The sequence below is a fragment of the Pseudidiomarina piscicola genome, assembly GCF_902806985.1.
GTDB lineage: Bacteria > Pseudomonadota > Gammaproteobacteria > Enterobacterales > Alteromonadaceae > Pseudidiomarina > Pseudidiomarina piscicola.
In genome coordinates, this window is sequence record NZ_CADCXY010000007.1 from 1 (window position 1) to 21,395 (window position 21,395).

General features: G+C 48.4%; 19 protein-coding genes, 1 tRNA gene and 1 pseudogene. 7 read left to right on the forward strand and 14 right to left on the reverse strand.

Annotation, left to right across the window (positions count from 1 at the left end; genetic code table 11):
- Nucleotides 1-305 precede the first annotated feature (305 nt).
- The 4 genes from pssA to rluD form a co-directional block, all read right to left on the reverse strand.
- Nucleotides 306-1,139, reverse strand: coding sequence for a CDP-diacylglycerol--serine O-phosphatidyltransferase (gene pssA / locus PSI9734_RS10770; RefSeq protein WP_173921158.1), 834 nt, complete (start codon nucleotides 1,137-1,139; stop codon nucleotides 306-308).
- A 75-nt stretch (nucleotides 1,140-1,214) separates the two neighbouring features.
- On the reverse strand, nucleotides 1,215-3,788 hold the full coding sequence (gene clpB, locus PSI9734_RS10775) for an ATP-dependent chaperone ClpB (RefSeq protein ID WP_173921159.1): 2,574 nt from the start codon (nucleotides 3,786-3,788) through the stop codon (nucleotides 1,215-1,217).
- A gap of 81 nt (nucleotides 3,789-3,869) precedes the next feature.
- Nucleotides 3,870-4,661, reverse strand: coding sequence for a peptidoglycan editing factor PgeF (pgeF, locus tag PSI9734_RS10780; protein WP_173921160.1), 792 nt, complete (start codon nucleotides 4,659-4,661; stop codon nucleotides 3,870-3,872).
- Nucleotides 4,579-5,553, reverse strand: coding sequence for a 23S rRNA pseudouridine(1911/1915/1917) synthase RluD (gene rluD, locus PSI9734_RS10785; protein WP_173921161.1), 975 nt, complete (start codon nucleotides 5,551-5,553; stop codon nucleotides 4,579-4,581). The genes pgeF and rluD overlap by 83 nt, the downstream gene beginning before the upstream one ends.
- 130 nt (nucleotides 5,554-5,683) lie before the next feature.
- On the opposite strand from rluD, the gene PSI9734_RS10790 reads away from it, so the two are divergent.
- Nucleotides 5,684-6,439, forward strand: a complete 756-nt coding sequence (locus tag PSI9734_RS10790; RefSeq protein ID WP_173921162.1) for an outer membrane protein assembly factor BamD — start codon at nucleotides 5,684-5,686, stop codon at nucleotides 6,437-6,439.
- Nucleotides 6,440-6,462: 23 nt separating this feature from the next.
- On the opposite strand, the gene glnB is transcribed toward PSI9734_RS10790, so the two are convergent.
- The 4 genes from glnB to PSI9734_RS10810 all read right to left on the reverse strand — a co-directional run bounded on the left by glnB (nucleotide 6,463) and on the right by PSI9734_RS10810 (nucleotide 9,682).
- Nucleotides 6,463-6,801, reverse strand: coding sequence for a nitrogen regulatory protein P-II (gene glnB / locus PSI9734_RS10795; RefSeq protein WP_173921163.1), 339 nt, complete (start codon nucleotides 6,799-6,801; stop codon nucleotides 6,463-6,465).
- Nucleotides 6,788-8,464 carry an NAD+ synthase gene (locus tag PSI9734_RS10800; RefSeq protein ID WP_173921164.1) on the reverse strand — a complete coding sequence of 559 codons (1,677 nt, stop codon included), beginning with the start codon at nucleotides 8,462-8,464 and terminating at the stop codon, nucleotides 6,788-6,790. Before PSI9734_RS10800 ends, glnB begins: the two co-directional genes overlap by 14 nt.
- A 74-nt stretch (nucleotides 8,465-8,538) precedes the next feature.
- Nucleotides 8,539-9,057 (reverse strand): DUF1285 domain-containing protein, encoded by a 519-nt coding sequence (locus PSI9734_RS10805; protein WP_173921165.1) that lies wholly within the window; start codon nucleotides 9,055-9,057, stop codon nucleotides 8,539-8,541.
- Nucleotide 9,058: 1 nt separating this feature from the next.
- Nucleotides 9,059-9,682, reverse strand: a complete 624-nt coding sequence (locus PSI9734_RS10810) for a response regulator transcription factor (RefSeq protein WP_173921166.1) — start codon at nucleotides 9,680-9,682, stop codon at nucleotides 9,059-9,061.
- 174 nt (nucleotides 9,683-9,856) lie between these two features.
- Between PSI9734_RS10810 and PSI9734_RS10815 the strand changes: the two genes are divergently transcribed.
- Together PSI9734_RS10815 and pdxH are read left to right on the forward strand one after the other, a co-directional pair.
- The gene (locus tag PSI9734_RS10815; RefSeq protein WP_173921167.1) at nucleotides 9,857-11,530 is read left to right on the forward strand and encodes an amidohydrolase; all 1,674 of its coding nucleotides are present in this window, start codon (nucleotides 9,857-9,859) and stop codon (nucleotides 11,528-11,530) included.
- 2 nt (nucleotides 11,531-11,532) lie between these two features.
- Nucleotides 11,533-12,174 (forward strand): pyridoxamine 5'-phosphate oxidase, encoded by a 642-nt coding sequence (pdxH, locus tag PSI9734_RS10820; protein WP_173921168.1) that lies wholly within the window; start codon nucleotides 11,533-11,535, stop codon nucleotides 12,172-12,174.
- Here pdxH and PSI9734_RS10825 read toward each other — a convergent pair.
- Nucleotides 12,171-13,226, reverse strand: a complete 1,056-nt coding sequence (locus tag PSI9734_RS10825) for an Ldh family oxidoreductase (protein ID WP_173921169.1) — start codon at nucleotides 13,224-13,226, stop codon at nucleotides 12,171-12,173. The genes pdxH and PSI9734_RS10825 overlap by 4 nt on opposite strands.
- 84 nt (nucleotides 13,227-13,310) lie before the next feature.
- Here PSI9734_RS10825 and PSI9734_RS10830 point away from each other — a divergent pair, with 84 nt between their 5' ends.
- The 4 genes from PSI9734_RS10830 to PSI9734_RS10845 all read left to right on the forward strand — a co-directional run bounded on the left by PSI9734_RS10830 (nucleotide 13,311) and on the right by PSI9734_RS10845 (nucleotide 17,451).
- Complete coding sequence (locus PSI9734_RS10830) at nucleotides 13,311-14,345, forward strand: ATP-dependent 6-phosphofructokinase (RefSeq protein ID WP_173921170.1); 1,035 nt, start codon at nucleotides 13,311-13,313, stop codon at nucleotides 14,343-14,345.
- A 90-nt stretch (nucleotides 14,346-14,435) separates the two neighbouring features.
- Nucleotides 14,436-15,371 carry an agmatinase gene (gene speB, locus PSI9734_RS10835; RefSeq protein ID WP_173921171.1) on the forward strand — a complete coding sequence of 312 codons (936 nt, stop codon included), beginning with the start codon at nucleotides 14,436-14,438 and terminating at the stop codon, nucleotides 15,369-15,371.
- Nucleotides 15,371-17,281 carry a biosynthetic arginine decarboxylase gene (gene speA, locus PSI9734_RS10840; RefSeq protein ID WP_173921172.1) on the forward strand — a complete coding sequence of 637 codons (1,911 nt, stop codon included), beginning with the start codon at nucleotides 15,371-15,373 and terminating at the stop codon, nucleotides 17,279-17,281. Before speB ends, speA begins: the two co-directional genes overlap by 1 nt.
- Nucleotides 17,282-17,375: 94 nt before the next feature.
- Nucleotides 17,376-17,451 (forward strand) — tRNA-Phe (locus PSI9734_RS10845).
- A gap of 121 nt (nucleotides 17,452-17,572) precedes the next feature.
- Here the strand turns inward: PSI9734_RS10845 and PSI9734_RS12155 are convergent.
- From PSI9734_RS12155 to PSI9734_RS10865, 5 genes and pseudogenes are all read right to left on the reverse strand, one after another.
- Nucleotides 17,573-18,361: pseudogene (locus PSI9734_RS12155) on the reverse strand (tyrosine-type recombinase/integrase); the annotation flags it as partial.
- A 17-nt stretch (nucleotides 18,362-18,378) separates the two neighbouring features.
- On the reverse strand, nucleotides 18,379-18,711 hold the full coding sequence (locus PSI9734_RS12055) for a helix-turn-helix domain-containing protein (RefSeq protein WP_246194924.1): 333 nt from the start codon (nucleotides 18,709-18,711) through the stop codon (nucleotides 18,379-18,381).
- Nucleotides 18,712-18,714: 3 nt separating this feature from the next.
- Nucleotides 18,715-19,974, reverse strand: a complete 1,260-nt coding sequence (locus tag PSI9734_RS10855) for a hypothetical protein (RefSeq protein WP_173921173.1) — start codon at nucleotides 19,972-19,974, stop codon at nucleotides 18,715-18,717.
- A gap of 70 nt (nucleotides 19,975-20,044) precedes the next feature.
- Entirely contained in the window at nucleotides 20,045-20,839 is a 795-nt protein-coding gene (locus PSI9734_RS10860; RefSeq protein WP_173921174.1) for a hypothetical protein, read from the reverse strand.
- An 86-nt stretch (nucleotides 20,840-20,925) separates the two neighbouring features.
- Nucleotides 20,926-21,216 (reverse strand): GIY-YIG nuclease family protein, encoded by a 291-nt coding sequence (locus tag PSI9734_RS10865; protein ID WP_173921175.1) that lies wholly within the window; start codon nucleotides 21,214-21,216, stop codon nucleotides 20,926-20,928.
- Nucleotides 21,217-21,395: the final 179 nt, after the last annotated feature.

The following is a 21,395-nucleotide window of genomic DNA, read 5'->3' on the forward strand; positions in this document are numbered from 1 at the left end:
CTTCGTTATACGAAAGAATACTCGCATCCGTAGATGCTTTCTCTGCCTGAATCCGGTAAGTGCCCACACAGTTTGCTTGGCTTGGTATATTGTTAAAGAGCATTCGCTTCTCTTGAAGCGGGAAGCGTATTCTACGCTATCCGGTGCCAGCGTCAAGATCCTTTTCGATCTTTTTTTTGCAAGCGCATCGCGCTGCTGGCTACTGTCGCTGCGGCCTAAGCCTCGGTGACAACGGCGGCGAATTATAAGGATCATGGCCGCCGGTGCAAGATCTTTTTACGAAAAAAGTTCTGACTGCTTAGTTTTTAAACGCTCTTGCTCGAATCATCGTCAGAACGTTTGTTTTCTGTACTCGTTTCTGGCTTTTTAAGCTCTTCGTCGGCTTCACAATCATCGTCGTCGCCAACCACGTGTTTTAGTTTCAACTGTTTCACTGAGCGAATCGTGGTGATAGGTCCAGAAAGTGCATAAAGAAAGAAAATACTAAACAACACCAGTGAAGGCTCAGTTGCTACCACTACAAAAGCGAGTACCACGGCCAAAATCACCACGAACGGTACGCGACCACGCCAATCGACATCTTTAAACGAGTGATAGCGAAAGTTACTTACCATCAATAGACCGGCACAAATGGTGATCACCGCTGCAAGATAGCTTATCGAGTTTGGATCGATCTCGTATTTACTGCCGACCCAAACTAGGCCTGCAACAATTGCAGCTGCACTTGGAATCGCTAAGCCTTGGAAGAAACGAGAATCGCTGGAACCTAGGTTGGTATTGAAACGTGCTAACCGCAACGCACCACCTGCGACAAAGATAAAGGCTGCTAACCAACCAAACTTGCCGAGCTCTGATAAGCCCCAGTTATACATCACCAATGCCGGCGCCATACCAAAGGACACGATGTCAGCCATGCTGTCATACTCAGCGCCAAAGTCGCTTTGCGTATTTGTCATTCTTGCGACGCGGCCATCGAGCCCATCAAAAACCATCGCAATAAAAATGGCGACCGCTGCCGACTCAAACTGATTGTTCATGGATGCCACGATGGCAAAGAACCCCGAAAACAAGCCTGCTGTCGTCAAAAGATTTGGCAACAAAAAGACTCCGCGATTCTTGGTCGGTGAATTGTTTGGCATAGGATTATCCTAGTTACTAGTATCGTATGCTGTGCAGGATAGCACAGCATACGAGTTCCAATAAATAGCGAACGACTATTGCGCGATGGTCAGCTCTTGATTTTGATAATCAACTTTTATCAACTGTCCCGGTATCAATTCACCCGCCAACAGTTGTTGCGCCAACGGATTTTCAAGCTCTTGCTGAATCGCACGCTTGAGTGGACGAGCCCCGAACACTGGGTCAAACCCAGCCGCCGCAAGATGATCTAAAGCAGCATCACTGAGCTCAATCGAATAGTCACGCTCAGCTAAGCGTTGATAAAGCCGTTGCAACTGAATTTCGGCAATTGCGCGAATCTCAGTTTTCGCCAATGGATGAAAGACCACGGTTTCGTCGACTCGGTTTAAGAACTCAGGACGAAAATGATGCTGTAGTATGTCCATAACGCCCGCTTTCATTTCGTCGTAGCTCTGTTCATGCGCTTTTTCTTGAATAATATCGGAGCCGAGGTTCGAGGTCATAATAATCACCGTATTACGAAAATCGACCGTACGCCCCTGACCATCTGTTAACCGACCATCATCAAGCACCTGCAAAAGAATGTTAAATACGTCTGGGTGTGCTTTCTCTACCTCATCTAGTAACACCACAGAATAAGGTCGACGGCGCACAGCTTCAGTTAAGTAACCACCTTCTTCATAGCCTACGTAGCCAGGAGGGGCGCCGACCAAACGGGCAACCGAGTGTTTTTCCATAAACTCAGACATATCAATACGAACCATGGCATCGTCGGTATCAAACAAGAAACTAGCCAACGATTTACATAGCTCGGTTTTACCTACTCCCGTTGGGCCTAAGAACAAGAACGAGCCGATGGGCCGTTGCGGATCTGCAAGACCTGCGCGCGAACGACGTATCGCATTAGCTACCGATGTTACGGCCTCATTTTGTCCCACCACACGTTGATGCAACTGAGATTCCATCTTCAACAATTTATCACGCTCACCTTCAAGCATTTTACTTACTGGAATGCCGGTCCAGCGCGAAAGAACATCTGCAATTTGCTCGTCCGTGACCTTATTCTTCAATAGTGTCATGGTTTGATCTTCGGCTTCAATTGCGGTTTCCAGTTGCCGCTCAAGCTCCGGAATTTTTCCGTACTGTAATTCGGACATGCGATTTAAATCGCTGGCACGACGCGCAATATCAAGATCTGTCTTGGCCTGCTCCAGTTGCGCTTTAATATTTTGCGCACCTTGTACTGCAGTTTTTTCCGACAGCCAGACTTCTTCTAGCTCAGCATATTTACGTTGCTGATCTTCTAACTCCGACTCAAGGCTCGCCAAGCGCTTTCTACTCGCATCGTCGTCTTCTTTTTGCAGCGCTTTTTGTTCCAGTTGCAGCTGAATGATACGACGTTCAAGTCGATCTAAGTCTTCTGGCTTAGAGTCGATTTGTATACGGATGCTCGATGCCGCTTCATCAATAAGGTCAATGGCTTTATCCGGCAGCTGTCGCTCGGTGATGTAACGATGGGACAGCGACGCAGCTGCCACAATCGCAGGGTCAGTAATCTGTACCGAGTGGTGAACTTCATAGCGCTCTTTCAAACCGCGCAAAATAGCGATGGTGTCTTCAACCGACGGTTCTTCGACCAAAACCTTCTGGAATCGGCGCTCTAGAGCAGCGTCTTTTTCAATGTATTGACGATATTCGTCGAGAGTTGTCGCGCCAACACAGTGTAGCTCGCCACGAGCAAGTGCTGGTTTTAGCATATTGCCTGCATCCATAGCGCCATCGGCTTTACCGGCACCGACCATGGTATGCAACTCATCGATAAAGAGAATAATGCGCCCTTCCTCTTTACTTAGCTCATTGAGCACCGCTTTAAGGCGTTCTTCAAATTCTCCGCGATATTTAGCCCCTGCGAGCAGCGCTCCTAGGTCTAATGACAACACTCGCTTGTGCTTGATGCCTTCAGGCACTTCACCGTTGACGATGCGTAATGCTAGCCCCTCAACGATGGCGGTTTTACCCACCCCGGGTTCACCAATAAGTACCGGGTTATTTTTGGTGCGACGTTGGAGAACTTGAATCGTGCGGCGTATTTCATCATCGCGGCCGATGACTGGGTCGAGTTTTCCCTGCTCTGCTCGCTCCGTAAGGTCTATGGTGTATTTATCCAGTGCTTGGCGCTGATCTTCAGCGTTCTGGTCAGCGACACTCTCGCCACCACGCACTTTCTCAATCGCTTGCTCGACTTTGTCACGAGTTACTTTTAAGCGTTTCAAGATCGCACCCAGCTGACCTTTGTCTTCAGTCGCAGCTAACACAAAAAGCTCGGAAGAAATAAACTGGTCGTTGCGCTTTTGTGCGAACTTATCACACAAGTTGAGTAGCGTACCCGTTGCCGCAGAGGCTTGAACATCACCGCCAGTACCTTCCACTTGGGGCAAGTTATCGATGGCCTGACTTAACTCAGCACGCAACTGCGTGGCATCAACCTGAAGATAGGTCAGCAACGGCCTTAGGGTTCCACCGTCTTGGTTAAGTAGCGCCTGCATCACGTGCAAGGGCTCTATGAATTGATGATCGCGACCTAATGCTAATGATTGCGCATCGGCAATAGCTAATTGAAACTTATTCGTTAATTTGTCAAATCGCATGGCAACTGTACCTCATAAACAACGACTATATCCTGATAGTCTATGTGGGTATTTATTGCGCGATTTCAAGGGGCAGGTAAATTAATTTTTCCAAATTAATGAAGCAAAGCGTCCGCACGTTGGATCTTGACGATAAGAGAAGAAACGCTCGTCACTAAAGGTACAAATGGCACTTTGCGTGACATTTTGTATACCCAGCTTTTGCAGAACTCGCTCGGCCAGTAACGGCAAATCAGCGAGCCACTTACCTTTGATATGGGGCTTAAAACTCTGAGAATCAACCACCCCGAGACCCTCGAAGGCGTGATAAACATCGCCACCGACCTCAAAATGTTTAGGCCCAATCGCAGGGCCAATAAAGGCACGGAATTGGTTCGCCGGCAAGGGCAACTGGGTTAAGGTTTCGGCGACAATGCCTTGGGCAAGACCTCGCCATCCAGCATGAATCGCGGCAACCACGTCGCCACAGTCACTACAAAGTAAAATCGGTAAGCAATCGGCAGTAAGCACCGCACAAACCGTTTGTGGTTGTGCACTCCAAATGGCATCGGCGGGCTCATCAAGTTTGGCCTGCTGCGCCTCAATCACTTTGGTACTGTGATACTGAGCAAGCCATTTCGGTGGCTGTGGCAAGGCTAATTCTTGTGCCAGTTGCGTGCGGTTTGACGCAACTAGAATGGGGTTATCATTCACGTGAGTTGCTAGGTTTCCAGGCTCGCTAACTGTTGTTATTCGAGCCTGGACGCCTTGCGGCAGTTGCCATTTGGGGCACCAGCCATAGTCGACCAAATTAATCTTGCTCGTTCGAATGAGCAGCGCGATCAGCTCGCAATAACGCCACCAATTTAACAAAGTCTTTCGGCGTCGGCGCATCCCAGCTCAGCCATTCATCGGTGAGCGGATGGTGCAGCGAAAGTCGTGCTGCATGAAGCGCTTGGCGACGGAACCCTCGCAAATAATCAAGTAATTCTTGACTGGCGTTCTGCGGCGGACGCGGACGCCCACCGTACGTTAAGTCACCAACTAACGGATGGCGAAGATGCGCCATGTGCACACGGATCTGGTGGGTACGCCCAGTTTCAAGACGAAGCCTTAAATGCGTATGATTACGGAAACGTTCAGCAACGCGATAATGGGTTACGGCAGGTTTGCCCATAGCAACCACCGCCATATGCGTACGCTTGGTTGGATGCCGACCGATGGGTTCATCAATGTGCCCCCCCGCGGTCATAGGCCCATTACAGACGGCCTCATACTCGCGAGTAATTTTTCGCTCTTGCATCGCTGCAACTAGATGGGTTTGTGCTGGGATCGTTTTCGCCACCACCATCAAGCCGGTGGTGTCTTTATCGAGCCGGTGAATAATACCCGCGCGAGGCACCTGGTCGATTGCGGGAAAATGGTGAAGCAATGCATTTAGCAAAGTTCCGTCGGGGGTGCCCGCGCCTGGATGAACCACCAGCCCTGCCGGTTTATTGATGACTAAAATATCATCATCTTCGTAAACAACATCAAGCGGCATTGGCTGTGCTTCGAAGCGTTGCTCCTCGGCGATCTCGGCATTGACCTCGACTTCCATGCCAGTTAAAACTTTCTCGCGCGGCTTATCGACTGAGTTACCGTCAATCGATACATACCCTTCGGTTATCCACGTTTTTAATCTTGATCGTGAATAGTCGGGGAACAACTCAGCGAGAGCTTGGTCCAAGCGTTTGCCATTGCAAGAAGCAGGGACCGTTTCAGTTAATTGAATATGTTCACTCATAAAATAAATAATGGACCTGTGAAAGCAGCTTAGCCTGCGATAGAATGCAAGCAACATCGAAGTGGTTAGTGTACCTGTTTGGGACGCTATGCACCAAAAATTAAATTAACAGAGATTAGAACAGCAACTTATGAAACTGCGTATTAGCCTGCTTTTAGCTTTATCCGTCATGCTCGCAGCATGTTCCAGCTCGCCTGACGATGAAGCCATTGACTCGAAAGTTTTAAACAATGCTGATGCCCTGTATCAGCGTGCTCAAACCAATATTGCTGCGGGTAACTTTAATACTGCACAAGAAATTCTGCAGCAACATGCCACACGCTATCCTTTTGGTCCGTACGCACACCAAGTTCAAATGGACAGAATTTATGTCTATTACAAACTCGGTAACATCGATAAAGCGTTAGCTGAAATCGACCGCTTCTTGCAGTTGAATCCAAATCATCCAAATCTTGATTACGTAATGTATATGCGCGGTTTGGTGAACCATCGTGCCGATGCCAATCTCATTCAAGATTTAGTTGGTATTGACCGTTCTGACCGCGACCCAAGTAAAGCTGAAGAAGCCTTTAACGACTTTGCTCGTTTGCTGCAACAGTTTCCTGAGTCTACCTACGCAGCTGATGCGAAACAGCGAATGATTGCAATCAAGAGTCGCTTAGCAAGCTATGAGCTGGCTGTTGCGCGCTATTACTTGAAACGTGAAGCGTGGTTGGCAGCAGCGAACCGCGGCAAGTACGTGTTGGAAAATTATCCAAATGTTGCAGAAACCGAAGCAGCGCTTGCGATAATGATGCAAGCCTATGGCAAACTTGGTTTAGATGAGTTGCGTAACGATGCGCAAGCGACGTTAAAAGCGAACTTTCCAAACAGCGATTACTTGTAAGACGCTGTTAGCAAGACGCCGTATCAAACGGCGTCTTCGTTTTCTTCCCCAGTACGAATGCGTATCACGCGTTCAATGTTAGTCACAAAGATTTTACCATCGCCGATTTTACCAGTTTGCGCGGTCTCCAAAATCGCATCAAGGCAAGCCTCCACCTGATCGTCGGCAACCACAATTTCCAGCTTAACTTTAGGTAAGAAGTCGACCATATATTCCGCTCCGCGATAGAGCTCGGTATGGCCTTTCTGACGACCAAAGCCTTTCACTTCTGAGACCGTCATACCCGCAATACCAACTTCCGATAACGCTTCTCGTACATCATCGAGCTTAAATGGCTTGATAATTGCTTCAATTTTTTTCATGACTTTCCTCTGCCGTTAATTGGCGCTCTAATTCGTACCGATAATGATTGGTGATCGGATAACGACGGTCTTTTGAAAAGTTCCGCGATGTTATTTTGGGTCCGACCGCTCCTTGGCGACGCTTATATTCATTAATATCAATCAAGCGTACCACACGCAACACATCAGCCCGACTAAAGCCTGCATCAACGATTGCCGTCGGATTCCAGTCTTGCTCAACATATAAATGAATGATTTTGTCTAGGGTGTCGTAGTCTGGCAAACTATCTTGGTCTGTTTGATCAGGCGCCAGCTCCGCCGATGGTGGTCGTTCGATCACTCGCGTCGGTATGACTTCAGTACCAGCCGTTGCATTCATATGCCGCGCCAGCGCAAATACCATTGTTTTTGGCACGTCTTTTATGGGTGCAAAGCCACCACACATATCGCCATAAAGAGTACAGTAACCTACCGCGAGTTCGCTCTTATTACCGGTGGTAAGAACTAATGATCCCGTTTTATTGGAAAGTGCCATCAGCAGCACGCCGCGACTGCGTGCTTGTAAGTTTTCTTCGGTAACATCGCGGGAATGCCCATCTAGCTGAGGCGCTAGCTGTTGCATGAAACTTTCATAAATAGGTTCAATAGCGATGACATCATACTTTACGCCAAGTACCTTGGCCTGCTGTTCAGCATCGTCGAGGCTCATTTTTGAGGTGTAGCGAAACGGCATCATTACTGCATGAATTTTGTCAGCGCCTAAAGCTTCAGCAGCCAAAGCAATCGTGAGCCCTGAATCAATACCGCCTGAAAGCCCCAAGGTAACGCCTTTAAAGCCATTTTTACGCACGTAATCGCGAATCGATAAAACCAGCGCTTGTCGCACTTCTTCGAGGCGTTGGAATTCGTATGCATCACTTTGGCGTGGCGCGCTTAACTTTTTATCCGCGGTGATTCCGCTGGCAGAGATCTGCACCTTCTCACAGCAGGGTTGGCAATGAGGAAATTCAGCAACCAATTCACCTGTACTATCCATCACCAACGAGTGGCCATCAAATACCAGTTCGTCTTGGCCACCGCAGTTATTCACATACACAATTGGGCAACCGCTTTCGTGTACCCGCTGTTGTAATACGTGCAGCCGCTGTTGATGTTTATCCACTTCAAACGGCGAAGCGTTGATTGCAATGACCCAGTCTACATCGAGCTGCACTGTGCGCTGCAGCGGTTCAGGGTGCCAGAGGTCTTCACATATCAATAAGCCAATTTGGTGCCCTTGCCAACTAAAAACGCAGGGCTCGTGGCCAGGAATGAAATAGCGCTGTTCGTCAAACACGCCGTACTGAGGTAACCGCTGTTTATGATAGCGCGCTAAGCAGGTGCCACGGTGCAGTACCGAAACACTATTAAATAACTCGTTGCCCACACGCTGTGGGTGCCCAACCACCGCTACTTGCTTCTCTGCCGCATCCGCAATTTGTTGTAGCGCATGCCCGACTTGTTCATCGAAGTCAGCACGAAATAACAGGTCTTCCGGCGGGTAACCGGTAATCGCCAATTCTGGAAAGACAACAATATCTGCATCGCTTTGTTGTGCTAGGCAATCAACAATCGTAGCTGTGTTACTGCGTATCGCTCCAACAGTGAAATCTAATTGAGCAATGGCCACCGAGATCGGTTTCATAGGGCGTCTGTACCTCTGCGCTTTACTGAGCTGCGCATAATATAGCAGCCGCTAGCCCTGAGCAAATTAAGAGCTTAAATCGTACCTAAAATAAATTGGCTGTTGCCACTGTTTAACACGACATCGCCAGCTTCGGTTTCAATGGCTATCTGCTCCACCCATTGGTAGTAAACATTGCGGTGTACTTTGGCACGTAGGCCCTGCTCTAGCTGAACGTAAGGCACGCCATCATTTATTACTAACGGATAGTCATTCGACAGTGGGTATTGATTACCGATATTCGTCGTTACTTGAATCACCGCAGGTTCAACCGTTGTCACCGCCGCCCACTCGGTAATTATAAAAGGCGCATCGGCAACTGATATTTTGACCTTTTCGGCCGGCGTCACTAAAAAGTAATCGTCGTTTTCGACAACCAATACGGAAGAAAAGAGTTTAACCAACTGCTTACGCTTGATGCGCGAATTCTGATAAAACCACTCACCATTGGCATCGATATGAATTGGAATCTCGCCGCAATAGGGAGGGTTCCATTGATCGGTGGGAGCATGGTTGCGCAGTTCTAACGACTTTAGAAGCTGCTGTAATTGCATATCAACTCACTAAACGTTTCTGTCTTAATAAATACCAAAGCGTTGCTTCGGTCCGATTCGATACTTTTATTGCTTTAAAGATAGCAGATAAATGAACTCGGATCGTCCCTTCAGTGATACCTAAGATAGTCGCAATTTCTTTATTCGACAGACCTTGTGCGAGCAGTTGCATTATTTCAAGTTGGCGGGGGGAGAGAAAGCTTTCGGCTTGAGTGTTATGAGGTAGTTCATTCATTTTTGATTCGTCAGGCAAATACCGATCGTTTTCAAGTAATGCGCGTATTGCCATTTTAGCGTCTTCGGCACTGGCGTTTTTCGGTAAGTAGCTGCGAATACCAGATGCAAGTGCTTGGCGAATTTCAGACATTGGCCTCGACCAACAATAAAGAACAATATGTGCGATGGGTGCGTACTTCTTAATTATTGCGAGGGATGGTCGAATTTCTGCGTCTGGCAAGTCCATATCAATAAAAATTAAATTATACTGATCGCTATGTTTCAGATAATCAATTGCCAGCTCAAAGGTTGCAGCCTCGAAGATCGAAACGTCAGTGGTATAACTCGTGCATAGGTGAATGAGCCCCGCGCGAGTGAAAAACTGTGAGTCTATAATAAGGATCTTCATAGCAGCCCTGAGATTAGATCAGTTTCCAACGATTATACTTTCACTACGACAATTGGTTAGGTAGTGTACACACTTGATAAATTCATTAAAGCAAAACTGTTACCTAATTGTAAGTATTATTTCATTAAATATAAACGTTACGTATAGCGTAGCTCAAAAAGTAGAGAGAGCCTCATGCGACTTGTTTCTTCATTGTTACCTTTAGTTTTACTCGTGATTTCGTTTGCTAGCAATGCGCAAACCGTTCTTTACCATAATTTTAGCGGCTATACCCTTACCGGAGAGCCAGGCGAGGAAGCGCTCTTCAAACAGTTTGACGCGATGCTGATTCGTGACGGAAAGGTCGCCGCTGTGGGCAGCCTTGAGACTTTAACGACACAGCTAAACCAAGTCCCCGACCGCAAAATAGATCTAAAAGGCAAAACAGTTTTGCCTGGCATCATAGATGCGCACGGCCACATGCTTGGTTTAGGTGAGAATTTAATGCAAGTCGATTTGCGTACCGCCAGCAGCGAGCAAGATGCCGTCGCACGGGTTGCCGAATTTGCCGCTGAGCATACCGAGCAATGGGTAATTGGTCGCGGTTGGAATCAAGAAAACTGGACCAGCCGTGATTTCCCGTCAGCGCAAAGCCTCGACGAATTTATGGTTGAGCGCCCGGTGTGGCTAACCCGTGTCGACGGTCATGCCGGTTGGGCTAACAGCAAGGCCCTAGAGCTTGCCGGTATCACAGCAGAAACCGTTAGCCCGGAAGGGGGCGAAATTATTCGCGATAGCAGCGGTCAACCGACGGGCGTACTGGTCGATAACGCCATGGCGTTGGTTGAAAGTCAGCTACCGAAGAAAACCGCTGAATACTATCGCAAAGCGCTAACCGCAGCGTTTGACCATCTGGTTTCTGAAGGCATTACTGGCGTACACGATGCAGGTATTAGTGCGACCAACCTCGAGGTTTATCAACAGCTCTCTGCTGAAGGTAAAATGCCTGTGCGGGTTTACGCGATGCTAAGTGCCTCAGAGCCAAAGTTACCTGAACTCTTAGCCGCAGGCCCTATTACGACCGCCGACGATAGCCTCACCGTTCGCAGTGTAAAAATTTATACCGATGGCGCCCTTGGTAGCCGCGGTGCAGCCCTGCTTGAACCCTATAGCGATGCCGCCAACACCCGTGGCTTGCTGGTGACTCAGCCTGATGCAATTGAGGACTTGTTCAATCTGGTGATTCCTTACGGTTTCCAAATCAACATCCATGCCATCGGTGATCGTGCAAATCGTATCGCCTTGAATACATTCGCTGAAGCGTTTGGCACCATTGGTGGACGTAACCTGCGCCACCGCATCGAACACTCTCAAGTTGTTCACCCGAATGATATTCCGCGTTTTAAAGAGCTAGATATCATTGCCTCAATGCAACCAACCCATGCCACTTCAGACAAAAACATGGCTGAAGATCGTCTCGGCAAAGAACGTATGGCCGGCGCCTATGCATGGCAAACTTTCCTCGAGCAAGGCACCATTGTGGCTGCAGGTTCCGACTTCCCCGTTGAGCTTTCAAACCCATTTTTCGGTGTTCACGCAGCTGTGACCCGCCAAGATAGAGCTAATAACCCGCAGGGCGGTTGGTATGCGCATGAGGCCATGACGTTAAAACAAGCATTGCGCGCCTTTACCTTAGATGCTGCCTATGCAGCAGGTCAGGAGCGCGAGTTAGGCAGCTTAGAACCTGGCAAATGGGCCGATTTTATTGTGCTAGATCAAGACCCCTACAAGGTGTCTAACGCTAAACTATGGCAAGCAAATGTACTGGCGACCTACGTTGCCGGTGAAGCCGTATATACTCAGGAGTAGCCATGAAGTTGCAGGATGAACGTCGGGACTATGAGCGCGCGCAACTGCGCCGCTCAACCTTAAAGTCGGACCCTTTTGAACAGTTTGCCAGTTGGTTAAGTGCCGCCAAAGAAGCCGCGGTATTATCAGACTCTACCGCCTTTACGCTGGCAACCGTAGGGCCTTCAGGTCGCCCTCATCAACGCATTGTGTTACTAAAAGATATTGATTCCACAGGCTTTATCTTTTACACCAATTACGACAGCCAAAAGGGCCAAGATATCAGCGCCAATCAACAAGCGTCGATGCACTTTGCCTGGTTGCCGTTAGAACAGCAGATCCGTATTGAAGGGGTGGTGGAAAAAGTAGACCAAGCGACCAGTGAAGCCTACTTTCATAGCCGTCCAAAAAGTAGCCAGTTAGGGGCTTTAGCTTCACAGCAAAGTGCAACCATTGAATCACGTGGTGAACTTGAAGAAGTCTATCATGAGCTCACTGACCGTTATGCCGATCAAGTCGTGCCAATGCCGGAAAATTGGGGTGGTTATCGCGTTAAGCCGGACTACTTTGAATTTTGGCAGGGCGGAAAATTCCGCCTGCACGATCGGTTCTGTTACCGCCAAAGCCAAACCAACGACTGGCTCATAGAGCGCCTGCAACCCTAGGGCAAAGGTTCATCACAAAATTCAGCGCACCACTCAAGCTGGCGCCACGTGGCTGCGCTGTATTCGATTCCTGTTTGCAGTTGCTGCCGACGTTTACTAAGCGCACCTTCACCGGGTAAGCGTATGGGCTGCGCCGGAGTAATGGGGGTCGCCTGACGCACAGCTGCCACCAATTGTTGCGCCTGGCGTTCAAACGCACCTTCTGCCATCAAGGCGCTGGGATCGACCACCTGTAACCACACCGTATTAGCATCACCATCAGCTGCCTGAGCGTCAGCACGGCCATAGTCGCTCAATGCCAAAGTCCAAAATTCGCTGAACAAATTCAAACCGGTGCCTTTGTAACCTAACGCCTCGCCACCTAAACTGGCCAAAACACTGGCTGGTTCAGCGACAAAAGTGTTTGGGTCACAACTGTAATCACCCTCAGCGGTGATCAAAGCCGGGTACGGAAGTTGTTTTCCTTCAGCAATGGCAGTGCGTACCTTGCCCGCAGCCGTCATCGATAGACTCATATCAAGCAATACTGGGTCTGAGGTTGTTGGCACGCCTATCGCGAAAGGATTGGGCGAAAAGCTTGCCGATTTTGCGCCAAAGGGAGCAACAACTTGTTGTGCGGGCGTGCTGCACATCATCTGAATCAACATACCGGCTGCGGTTGCTTGCTCTAAATACACCGCAAGCGCGGCGACATGCTGGGTACGACGCACAATCACGGTACCCGTACCATAATCCCGTGCCATGGCAATGGCCTTTTCAATAGCTTGGGGAAGTACATATAGACCCGATAGCAAGTCAGCATCCCATAACGCAATGGCCGCACGTTCTTGTGCCACACGCGGTTGACCGCTGGCCTTGGTCGCGCCCTTGGCGAGTGCTTGCAAGTTATAACGCAAGCGCAACAGGCCGTGCGTGCGGAAGCCCATTAAATCACCTGCGACAAGATGCTTCGCCATGGCTTGTGCGACACCACATGTCGCGCCTTGACTCTCTAAACAGCGTGTCGCCCAGTCTGTAAGCGCTTCTGCTGAACGTTTTTTTTCGTGACTCATAGGCCCCTTCGCTTGTTATTCGGCTGTAGTTCGATAAGCTTACCAAATACTTAATATGAGGCAATACAGAGGAGTAAGCCGCACGTGTCGGTCAGCAAAAAAATACAACGGATTGCAGTTCTCACCAGTGGCGGTGACGCACCAGGAATGAATGCCGCGTTGCGCGCGGTGGTGCTTGCGGCGGATCATTACAATATCGAAGTTATCGCGTTTCGGCACGGTTACCAAGGGTTACTTGATAATGAACATGTCGTGTTAGAGCCCAAAGACGTTCTGCACGTTTTGCAGTATTCCGGTACCATCATCAAAAGTGCTCGGTGCAAGCTGTTTAAAGAAGACGCCGCGGCCATTACCGCAGCGCAGAACCTTGACGCCTTGAGCATCGATGCGCTCATCGTTATTGGCGGCGATGGCTCATTACGCGGGGCCGACCACCTTGCCAATCACTGGAGTGGTCAGGTCATTGGTATGCCAGGCACTATCGACAACGATTTATATGGTACAGATACCACCATCGGCTACGCCACAGCCGTGAATATCGCCATGGATGCCTTGGATAAAATTCGTGACACCGCAGACGCCATGGACCGAGTGTTCATTGTTGAAGTTATGGGCCGCTACGCCGGCTTTATTGGCTTACGCAGCGCTATGGCAGCAGGTGCCGAGCGAATGATTTTACCGGAGTTGCAAAAAGACAAACCACTTACCGTTAGCGCCTTGGTTAAGCACATTCATCGAGTAAAAGAGATCCGCGGTGAAGGTAGCTACGTGATGGTGCTAAGTGAGCATCAATGGCCGGGCGGAGCCGTCGCCCTCGCCGAACAGCTTGATGCCGAATACGACTTGCCTTGCCGTCCGTGTCTGCTTGGCCACATTCAACGTGGCGGACCTCCCGCTCCAGCCGACCGTATACTTGCCTCAGAACTTGGCGTTCATGCCGTTGAGCTAATCTTACGCGGGGCTCATCGAGTGATGGCCGGCATGCGCGCGAATCAGTGTGTCGAAGTACCACTGAACGAGTCATGGGAAAAGAAAAACCCACTGACCGAAAACCTGCTACGGATTCAGCACGAAATATTTAATCCAGTGAAGAAAAAGCAACGTAATAAGAGCGAGTAAAAATGTAGCTTTTAGGGGCTTTTACGCAGATAATACGCCCCTTTCTTTTCTACCCGTTCTGCGCTGGTGCAACGACGGAGGAGTTTGACCTTGACCCCACAATCAACTGCTGCGGTAACGACCGTAACTATTGACACCTCGACGCCCGTACGCGAATTTTTCGGTGCTCACGTCGATGGTCAGATTCATCGCCAAGCAACCCATATTTTAGGCTTTGGTTTTGATGGTACCGCCTGCTTCCGCAAAGGCACTCGCAATGGTCCTGACGGGCTACGCGCCGTGTCAGAAGACATCGAATCGTATTCACCCTACCTAGATGCGGATTTGTTTGATCATCGCTTTTATGACCTAGGCAATCTATCTCTAGGCAAAAGCGACGACATTGAAGCGCAATGGCACTATGCGACCGACCAGTTTGAAGCGTTGTTTGGTCCATTAGACCTTGCCGAACAAGGTATTCGCGTATTAACCCTAGGGGGTGAGCACTCGATATCTTATGCGCCGATCCGAAAATACCTGGCCCAGTACCCAGATCTGGCTCTATTGCACCTTGATGCGCATGCCGACTTACGTGATGGCTTTCTCGGTTACCACTATTCTCATGCTTCCATTATTCGTCGCTCACTCGACCATTTTGGTCCTGATCATCAGTTGATCCAGTACGGTATTCGTTCAGGCACGCGTGAAGAATACCAATACATGAAAGAGCACAAAACCGTACGTACCTCACGGCAAGACTTTCTAGCAAGTGTCGCGGCCTTACCCGACGACCGGCCGATCTACTTAACCTTAGATCTCGATTATTTTGACCCGTCGTTCTTGCCAGGCACCGGCACCCCCGAACCAGGTGGGGAAGACTTTCATTCCTACGTCAGCTTGATCAAGATACTTCGACAAAAGAACTTGGTCGGTGCCGATGTTGTTGAGCTGTCTCCGGAAATCGATCCGACCGGCAACTCAGATGTCTTTGCAGCAAAAATCGTGCGCGAACTATTGATCATTCTAAACGAAAAAGGAGCTCGCTAATGGCCGATGGCAACTGGAGCATTGAAGACGCTGAAGAGCTTTATGGCGTCCGGCGCTGGGGAGCGGGCTACTTTTCAATTGGGGAAAGCGGCAATATTCGAATTGCGCCAAACCACCGACTTCCCGATGTCACCATCGATATGAAAGACGTCTTGGATGAGATCCGGGCTGAAGGTATTCAACTGCCAGCCGTGATCCGCTTCCACGATATTCTTCGCTCGCAGGTTGAAATACTTAACGAAACCTTTGCTAAAACCATTGCCGATGCCAATTACAACGGCTGCTATAGCGGTGTGTTTCCGATCAAAGTAAACCAAATGCGCGAAGTCGTCGAAGAGATTATCGACGCAGGTGAACCCTATAATTACGGCCTCGAAGCAGGCTCTAAGCCAGAATTGATGGCGGTTCTTGCCTACAACGAAAACCCTGATGCACTTACCGTATTAAATGGTTACAAAGACGAAGACTATTTGACCCTTGCCCTACTTGGCCGCCAGTTACGTCGCAAAATGCTGATCGTCATTGAAAAGTACAGCGAACTAGAAATGCTGATACCGCTGGCCAAGAAACTCGGTGTGCAGCCTTTAATTGGCCTGCGCAGCAAAATGATGGTGCGTAGCGCTGGCAAGTGGGCCGGTTCAAGTGGCGATCGCGCCAAGTTTGGTCTCAGCATCACTGAAATTCTGAATATTATCGAACTGCTGAAAAAAGAAGACATGCTCGAGTGCGCTAAGTTGCTGCATTTCCATATCGGTAGCCAAATGTCAGATATCCGCAAAGTGAAAGAAGCGGTTTCTGAAGGCGCACGGCTGTATGCCAAGCTCATTAAAGAAGGCGTGCCCCTTGAATACTTGGACATTGGCGGCGGCCTTGGCATTGACTACGACGGCACTAGCTCGACCACTGACTCGTCACGTAACTATTCCACCGAGGAATACGTTGCCGATGTGGTTTACGGCGTTAAACAGATTTGTGATTTAGAAGACGTGCCCCACCCTAACTTGGTCAGTGAGAGTGGCCGCGCCATTACTGCACACCATAGTTGTGTGGTGACCAACATCGTTGGCGAAATAAAAAATACCGGTGCACAATTTGATGTGAGTGTGAGTGAAGGTGAGCATATTCTTGTTAGCAACATGCGTGAATTGGTCAACAGCCCAAACATGCACCCGCAAGAACGCTATAACGACGCCGCCTCGTACAAGCAAAGTGCGTACGAAGCGTTTAAGCTTGGTATCTTGTCTCTTAACGAGATGGCTAAGCTCGACACTATGTACTGGCGCATTTTAACTGAGATCCATGGCTCACTTGATCGCGACACCTTCGTATTCCAAGAGCTTGAAGAACTTGAAGATATGCTGGCAAGTCAGTACTTGTGTAATTTTTCTATCTTTCAGTCAGCAGCAGATACATGGGCCATTGGCCAGGTGTTACCCATAGTTCCGGTGAGTCGCCTGAACGAAAAGCCGGAAGTGCGTTGTTCCATCGTCGATATTACCTGCGACAGCGACGGCAAGCTGTCAAAATATATCGAGGGTACCGAGATCAGCGATAACATACCCATGCATAATCTGCGCAAGGGTGAAGACTACTTTGTCGGTATGTTCCTCACAGGCGCGTACCAAGACGTTATGGGTGATATGCACAACCTTTTCGGTCGTCTAACCGAAGTGCACATTTATTGCCACGACGACGAGCCGGGCGACTTTTACATTGAAGAAGTGGTACCAGGAACAGCCGCAGAGAAAGTGCTTGAAACCATGCAATACAATACCGACTTCATGGCGAAAACCGTCAAGAAGAGTATTGACCGCGAGGTGAGAAAAGGCCATATTGCACCTCGTGAAGGGGTTCGCTGGACTGACTACTATGAGAAATGTCTAGCAGGTAGCACCTACCTTAAGACCTAAATTTAACCAAACTGCGTATTTACTGAGCAAACGGTCGAAAAACCCGAAAAAGCGGTTGACTCTGAAGCCAAAAACTCGTTTAATACGCCCCGTTGCCCGGATAGCTCAGTCGGTAGAGCAGAGGATTGAAAATCCTCGTGTCGGTGGTTCGATTCCGCCTCCGGGCACCACTATTTTAAAGGCCTCGCTGGCAACAGCGGGGCTTTTTACTTTCCGCCTTTGTACCAGATTTGTACCAATTGTACCGCCGACGTTGTTTGCCACACGTTTCAGCTGCCCTTTCGCCAAGTGTGCATAGCGCAACACCATCTCAAAAGATGCCCAACCGCCAAGCTCCTGCAATTCTTGTAAGCTTGTACCGTTTTGCACATGCCAGCTTGCCCATGTATGGCGTAAATCGTGCCAACGAAAATTTTCAATACCCGCTCGTTTCAGTGCTGCATGCCATGCTTTGGTAGAGGTACGTTCAACTGGCTTGCCCTGATAGACAAAACAGTAGTCGTTATCCTCGCCCTGCACTTCATGCAAGACTGCCAGCGCATCGTTATTCAGTGGAACATTGATCGCCCGACCTGATTTCGACTCATCGGGATGGATCCATGCGTAACCGCGTTCTAAGTCGACCTGATCCCAACGCAGGTAACTGACATTGGATTGCCGTAAACCTGTCGCCAGTGAAAAGATCGCCATTAACTGCAAATGGCGCGGTAATTCACTTAATAATCGCTGTGCTTCGTCGGGTCGTAACCAACGTATTCGCTTTCTTGGCTCCTTATAGAGCTTGATAGCGGGAATATGGTCGATCCATTCCCATTCGTCGCGTGCTGCCCGTAAAATCGCTCTAATCAATGCTAGGTAACGATTTGCGGTACTGGTTGACGCAATTTCTAAGCGTTTATGCTTAATTGCATCGACTACATCACGATTGACTTCATCAAGGTACAAAGCGCCGAGATAGTTATCGAGCCAACGGAGCTTGCCTAAGTCTTTCTTTGCATCGGCTTTGCTGGCTCGTTCTTGTAACCAGCGCACAACAGCTTCTTTCCATGTGCGACGTGGTTTTTCTCCCAGTTTATACACCCGCCAAGCTTCGCTCTTTAGGTGGTCTTCATACTCTTGTGCCCGCTTCTTTTCTTCGGTGCCAGTAGAGCGCGATACTCTCTCTCCGTTTGGTGCCGTGAAGCGAGTCCACCAGAGGTTCCCACGTTTGTACAATGCCATGATGATTCCTCCTCATCACAACCTTGTTGCGGCGTGTTCACACCAAAAGAATATAAAGCATCCAGGTATTCCACAAGGTCTTTTTCGAGGAACACCCAACGCTTGCCAGGCTTTGCCGCTTTGATACGTCGACTGCGTGCCAATTCGCCCAAGTGGGATTCTGAAATACACAGGTATTTCGCTGCTTGGTGAAGGTCGAAAGTTTTCATGCCTCATTCCTCCGACTCCAGCAGAGTTCCAAGTTTGACGAACTTCACTTGTTTTTCTGCGACCTTTTTCTCGACGTAAGCATCGAATGAAATGTGTTTGTTCTCTGCCGATTTGAAGTAACTTCTGGCGTGTTCAAGATAAACGGCAAGTGCTTCTGCCATTGACTCGATTTCGTACTTAACCATGAAGCTTGTTAAATAGCCTGTGGTTCCGACAAAGATGGATTCATCGCTCGGTATACACTCAAAGTCCAGACGGTGAATATTTTCCACAGGGTGCGGAGTAAACTTTGCCTTTGAGAGTGTTCGCCATTCAGCAGCGAGCGGCCAACGTGAGCGATTACTATCGCTTGGATTAATGTCACAAAGCGACAACCATTGCGTGGTGTAGTAGCGCCACAATGAGTTAAATAGCTCGATGATAAAGTCGGGATCGATCGACTGACAGGTTTTCAACGCTTCGCGGCGTAACTGGAATTCAAGCCGCCAGACAGAGCTTTCACCATCCCAGCCGTTTTGCTGCCACAGCTCTTTGAAGAAGACTTTCTCTGATTTTTCGATCTCTTTGGTTTTGTTATATAAGCGCGCAGAGACCTCGCCAGATTGACCGAAGACATTTCCCAACAGCTGTTCCGATTCTAGATAAAACGAGCGGCGATTCGAGCGACACCGCCAGCGTTTAGCATCGATGGCCTGCCAGTCAATCGTACTGGTAAAATCAACGCATAAATCAATCCGACTTATAGAGCCATTATCCGCGTCCGCTAATAACGAATCAGCTACCTCTCTGGCGGCCTGAAGTGACGACTCATAGCCACAACATGAAAGTAGTTCACTTGATATCTCCACATACAGCGGAGGAACCTTACCTGCATTTTCTCCTGCAACACGGAGACGAAAGTGAGCGTTTGATACGACAAAAGAATGCATGCCCTGACCTTTGGCGTTAACCTTAAAAGGTATGTTAGCGAGGCGCAGCGCGGCAACTGCCTTTCCGCTGCGCCGCCCGCCTTTAGCTATTTCTTTCTTTTCTTGGAGCTGGCTTAGGAGCCCTGAACGCACTTCGCCGCGAAACGACAAATAAAGGCTGTCGATTCCAGATCGGATAATTCGGGTTTGGTGGTATTTTGGGGGTGCTGTGTTACAAAGTGGCGCACCCTGCTCGTCGGCTAGATTGGCATTGACACCGAAATCAGTTTCCTTCTTTGAAGCAAACAGATTATCGCCGTCTGTGTTTTTTTGGACTTGCTCATTTTTTGACATTGTTGAAACCTCAGATTGTGAATGAGGTTTCTTACTTTATGCATCTAAACAGGAATGTTTAGGACGTCGACTACGCATTTGATGTCCTTGCATCTTTTGACCGTCTGTACAGGTGCTTTTGCATGGCGGCACCTATATCTTTACCTTCAGTTATCAATTTCAGCAATTGGTTCATTTCATACACTGACTCAACAGTTACTGTACCGTCGATATCTTCGAGCGCGGCAATCATAAATCGATAATCATCTAACCCAACAGTCCGACTTCCGATCGGATATTTCCCAACGATTGCTTTGGATAGCTTTCCGAGCTTTACGGTATTACGTTCAGAGGTCCAACGTGAGATATATTCCGCAATTTCCGCGTTAGTAATAACCGATGGGTCAATTGAAACTGCCTCAAAAATAATTTCTTCGTACCTTTCAACTCGTGTACGAACCTGTTCAACCATGTCACAAATAGTTCGATTTCGATGCGCTAGAGCTTTAACATTAAAATGCAACGCCATGATGAAACTAGTGAGTGTTTTCCGTGCTTCATCTGTACCCATTTGACTCTCTAACGCGTCAGTCGAGAGCTCGAAATCTTTCATCTGATCAAGAAATGACTCTTTTATATTCAATGGCTCGGAGTGCTTAGCAGCCTTCTCAAGAACTGTATCTATACCAGCCACTGCCGCAAACAATGCTAGGAATTCAATGAAGGAAAGTGAATACAGATCTGACCACTTAGTAACGTATTTTTGAAGCTTTTCTTTCGCTTTTGGATCATTAGCCAGCGATTCGTAAAATTCACGTTCCCCCTCCTTTGAAGATTTCCGTAGCTTATGAACTCCCTTTAATATTTTTTCTTTTTTTGATGTCAAAGTCACATCATCCCTATTTGGTCAGTAAAACAATCTTTTACCAGATGAGTTCGCCTACTACCTAGGATCTCATCACTATACCGCTCTTATTCACACCATTTCGGCCAACGATTGTAGCCAATTTTTGGATTATTAGATTTATGCTTACGAATCATTTCTACCTCTTTCTGAGCCAACTCTGCCTCTGAACAATTTAGAGACTCCCAAAGTATCTGTTTCCTAACAGTATAATCTCGCTTGACTGCTTCAGAGAGGTTTTCAAAATCGCGATTTACCACCGCAATATCTGGACTACCAAAATATCGGTAACTTCCGACGCTATCTTTACCGATGTATATTTTCCCTGTTGGATAAGTCACCATATATACCTGCTTCACTTTCTGACTCCTCGCCGATCCATATATCTTTTCCTCGAACTCGCGCTTGATCGTTAAGTGATAAGAGCTATCATACAAATATGTAACATAAAAGAGAGTTTTTGAACATCTAGCTTTAACCTGATTTTACTTCTCTTTTCTCCAGCGCTAATCCAACTGCGCATTTGATTCGATAGAGG

What these genes read in the sequence shown, in the direction of transcription:
- glnB (WP_173921163.1), bottom strand. Translation starts at nt 6,801, where the DNA reads ATGAAAAAAATTGAAGCAATTATCAAGCCATTTAAGCTCGATGATGTA.
- PSI9734_RS10805 (WP_173921165.1), bottom strand. Translation starts at nt 9,057, where the DNA reads ATGCAATTACAGCAGCTTCTAAAGTCGTTAGAACTGCGCAACCATGCT.
- PSI9734_RS10855 (WP_173921173.1), bottom strand. Translation starts at nt 19,974, where the DNA reads ATGTCAAAAAATGAGCAAGTCCAAAAAAACACAGACGGCGATAATCTG.
- pgeF (WP_173921160.1), bottom strand. Translation starts at nt 4,661, where the DNA reads ATGCGCCGACGCCGAAAGACTTTGTTAAATTGGTGGCGTTATTGCGAG.
- rluD (WP_173921161.1), bottom strand. Translation starts at nt 5,553, where the DNA reads ATGAGTGAACATATTCAATTAACTGAAACGGTCCCTGCTTCTTGCAAT.
- speA (WP_173921172.1), top strand. Translation starts at nt 15,371, where the DNA reads ATGGCCGATGGCAACTGGAGCATTGAAGACGCTGAAGAGCTTTATGGC.
- PSI9734_RS10800 (WP_173921164.1), bottom strand. Translation starts at nt 8,464, where the DNA reads ATGAAACCGATCTCGGTGGCCATTGCTCAATTAGATTTCACTGTTGGA.
- PSI9734_RS10815 (WP_173921167.1), top strand. Translation starts at nt 9,857, where the DNA reads ATGCGACTTGTTTCTTCATTGTTACCTTTAGTTTTACTCGTGATTTCG.
- PSI9734_RS10790 (WP_173921162.1), top strand. Translation starts at nt 5,684, where the DNA reads ATGAAACTGCGTATTAGCCTGCTTTTAGCTTTATCCGTCATGCTCGCA.
- PSI9734_RS12055 (WP_246194924.1), bottom strand. Translation starts at nt 18,711, where the DNA reads ATGAAAACTTTCGACCTTCACCAAGCAGCGAAATACCTGTGTATTTCA.
- pdxH (WP_173921168.1), top strand. Translation starts at nt 11,533, where the DNA reads ATGAAGTTGCAGGATGAACGTCGGGACTATGAGCGCGCGCAACTGCGC.
- PSI9734_RS10825 (WP_173921169.1), bottom strand. Translation starts at nt 13,226, where the DNA reads ATGAGTCACGAAAAAAAACGTTCAGCAGAAGCGCTTACAGACTGGGCG.
- pssA (WP_173921158.1), bottom strand. Translation starts at nt 1,139, where the DNA reads ATGCCAAACAATTCACCGACCAAGAATCGCGGAGTCTTTTTGTTGCCA.
- clpB (WP_173921159.1), bottom strand. Translation starts at nt 3,788, where the DNA reads ATGCGATTTGACAAATTAACGAATAAGTTTCAATTAGCTATTGCCGAT.
- PSI9734_RS10810 (WP_173921166.1), bottom strand. Translation starts at nt 9,682, where the DNA reads ATGAAGATCCTTATTATAGACTCACAGTTTTTCACTCGCGCGGGGCTC.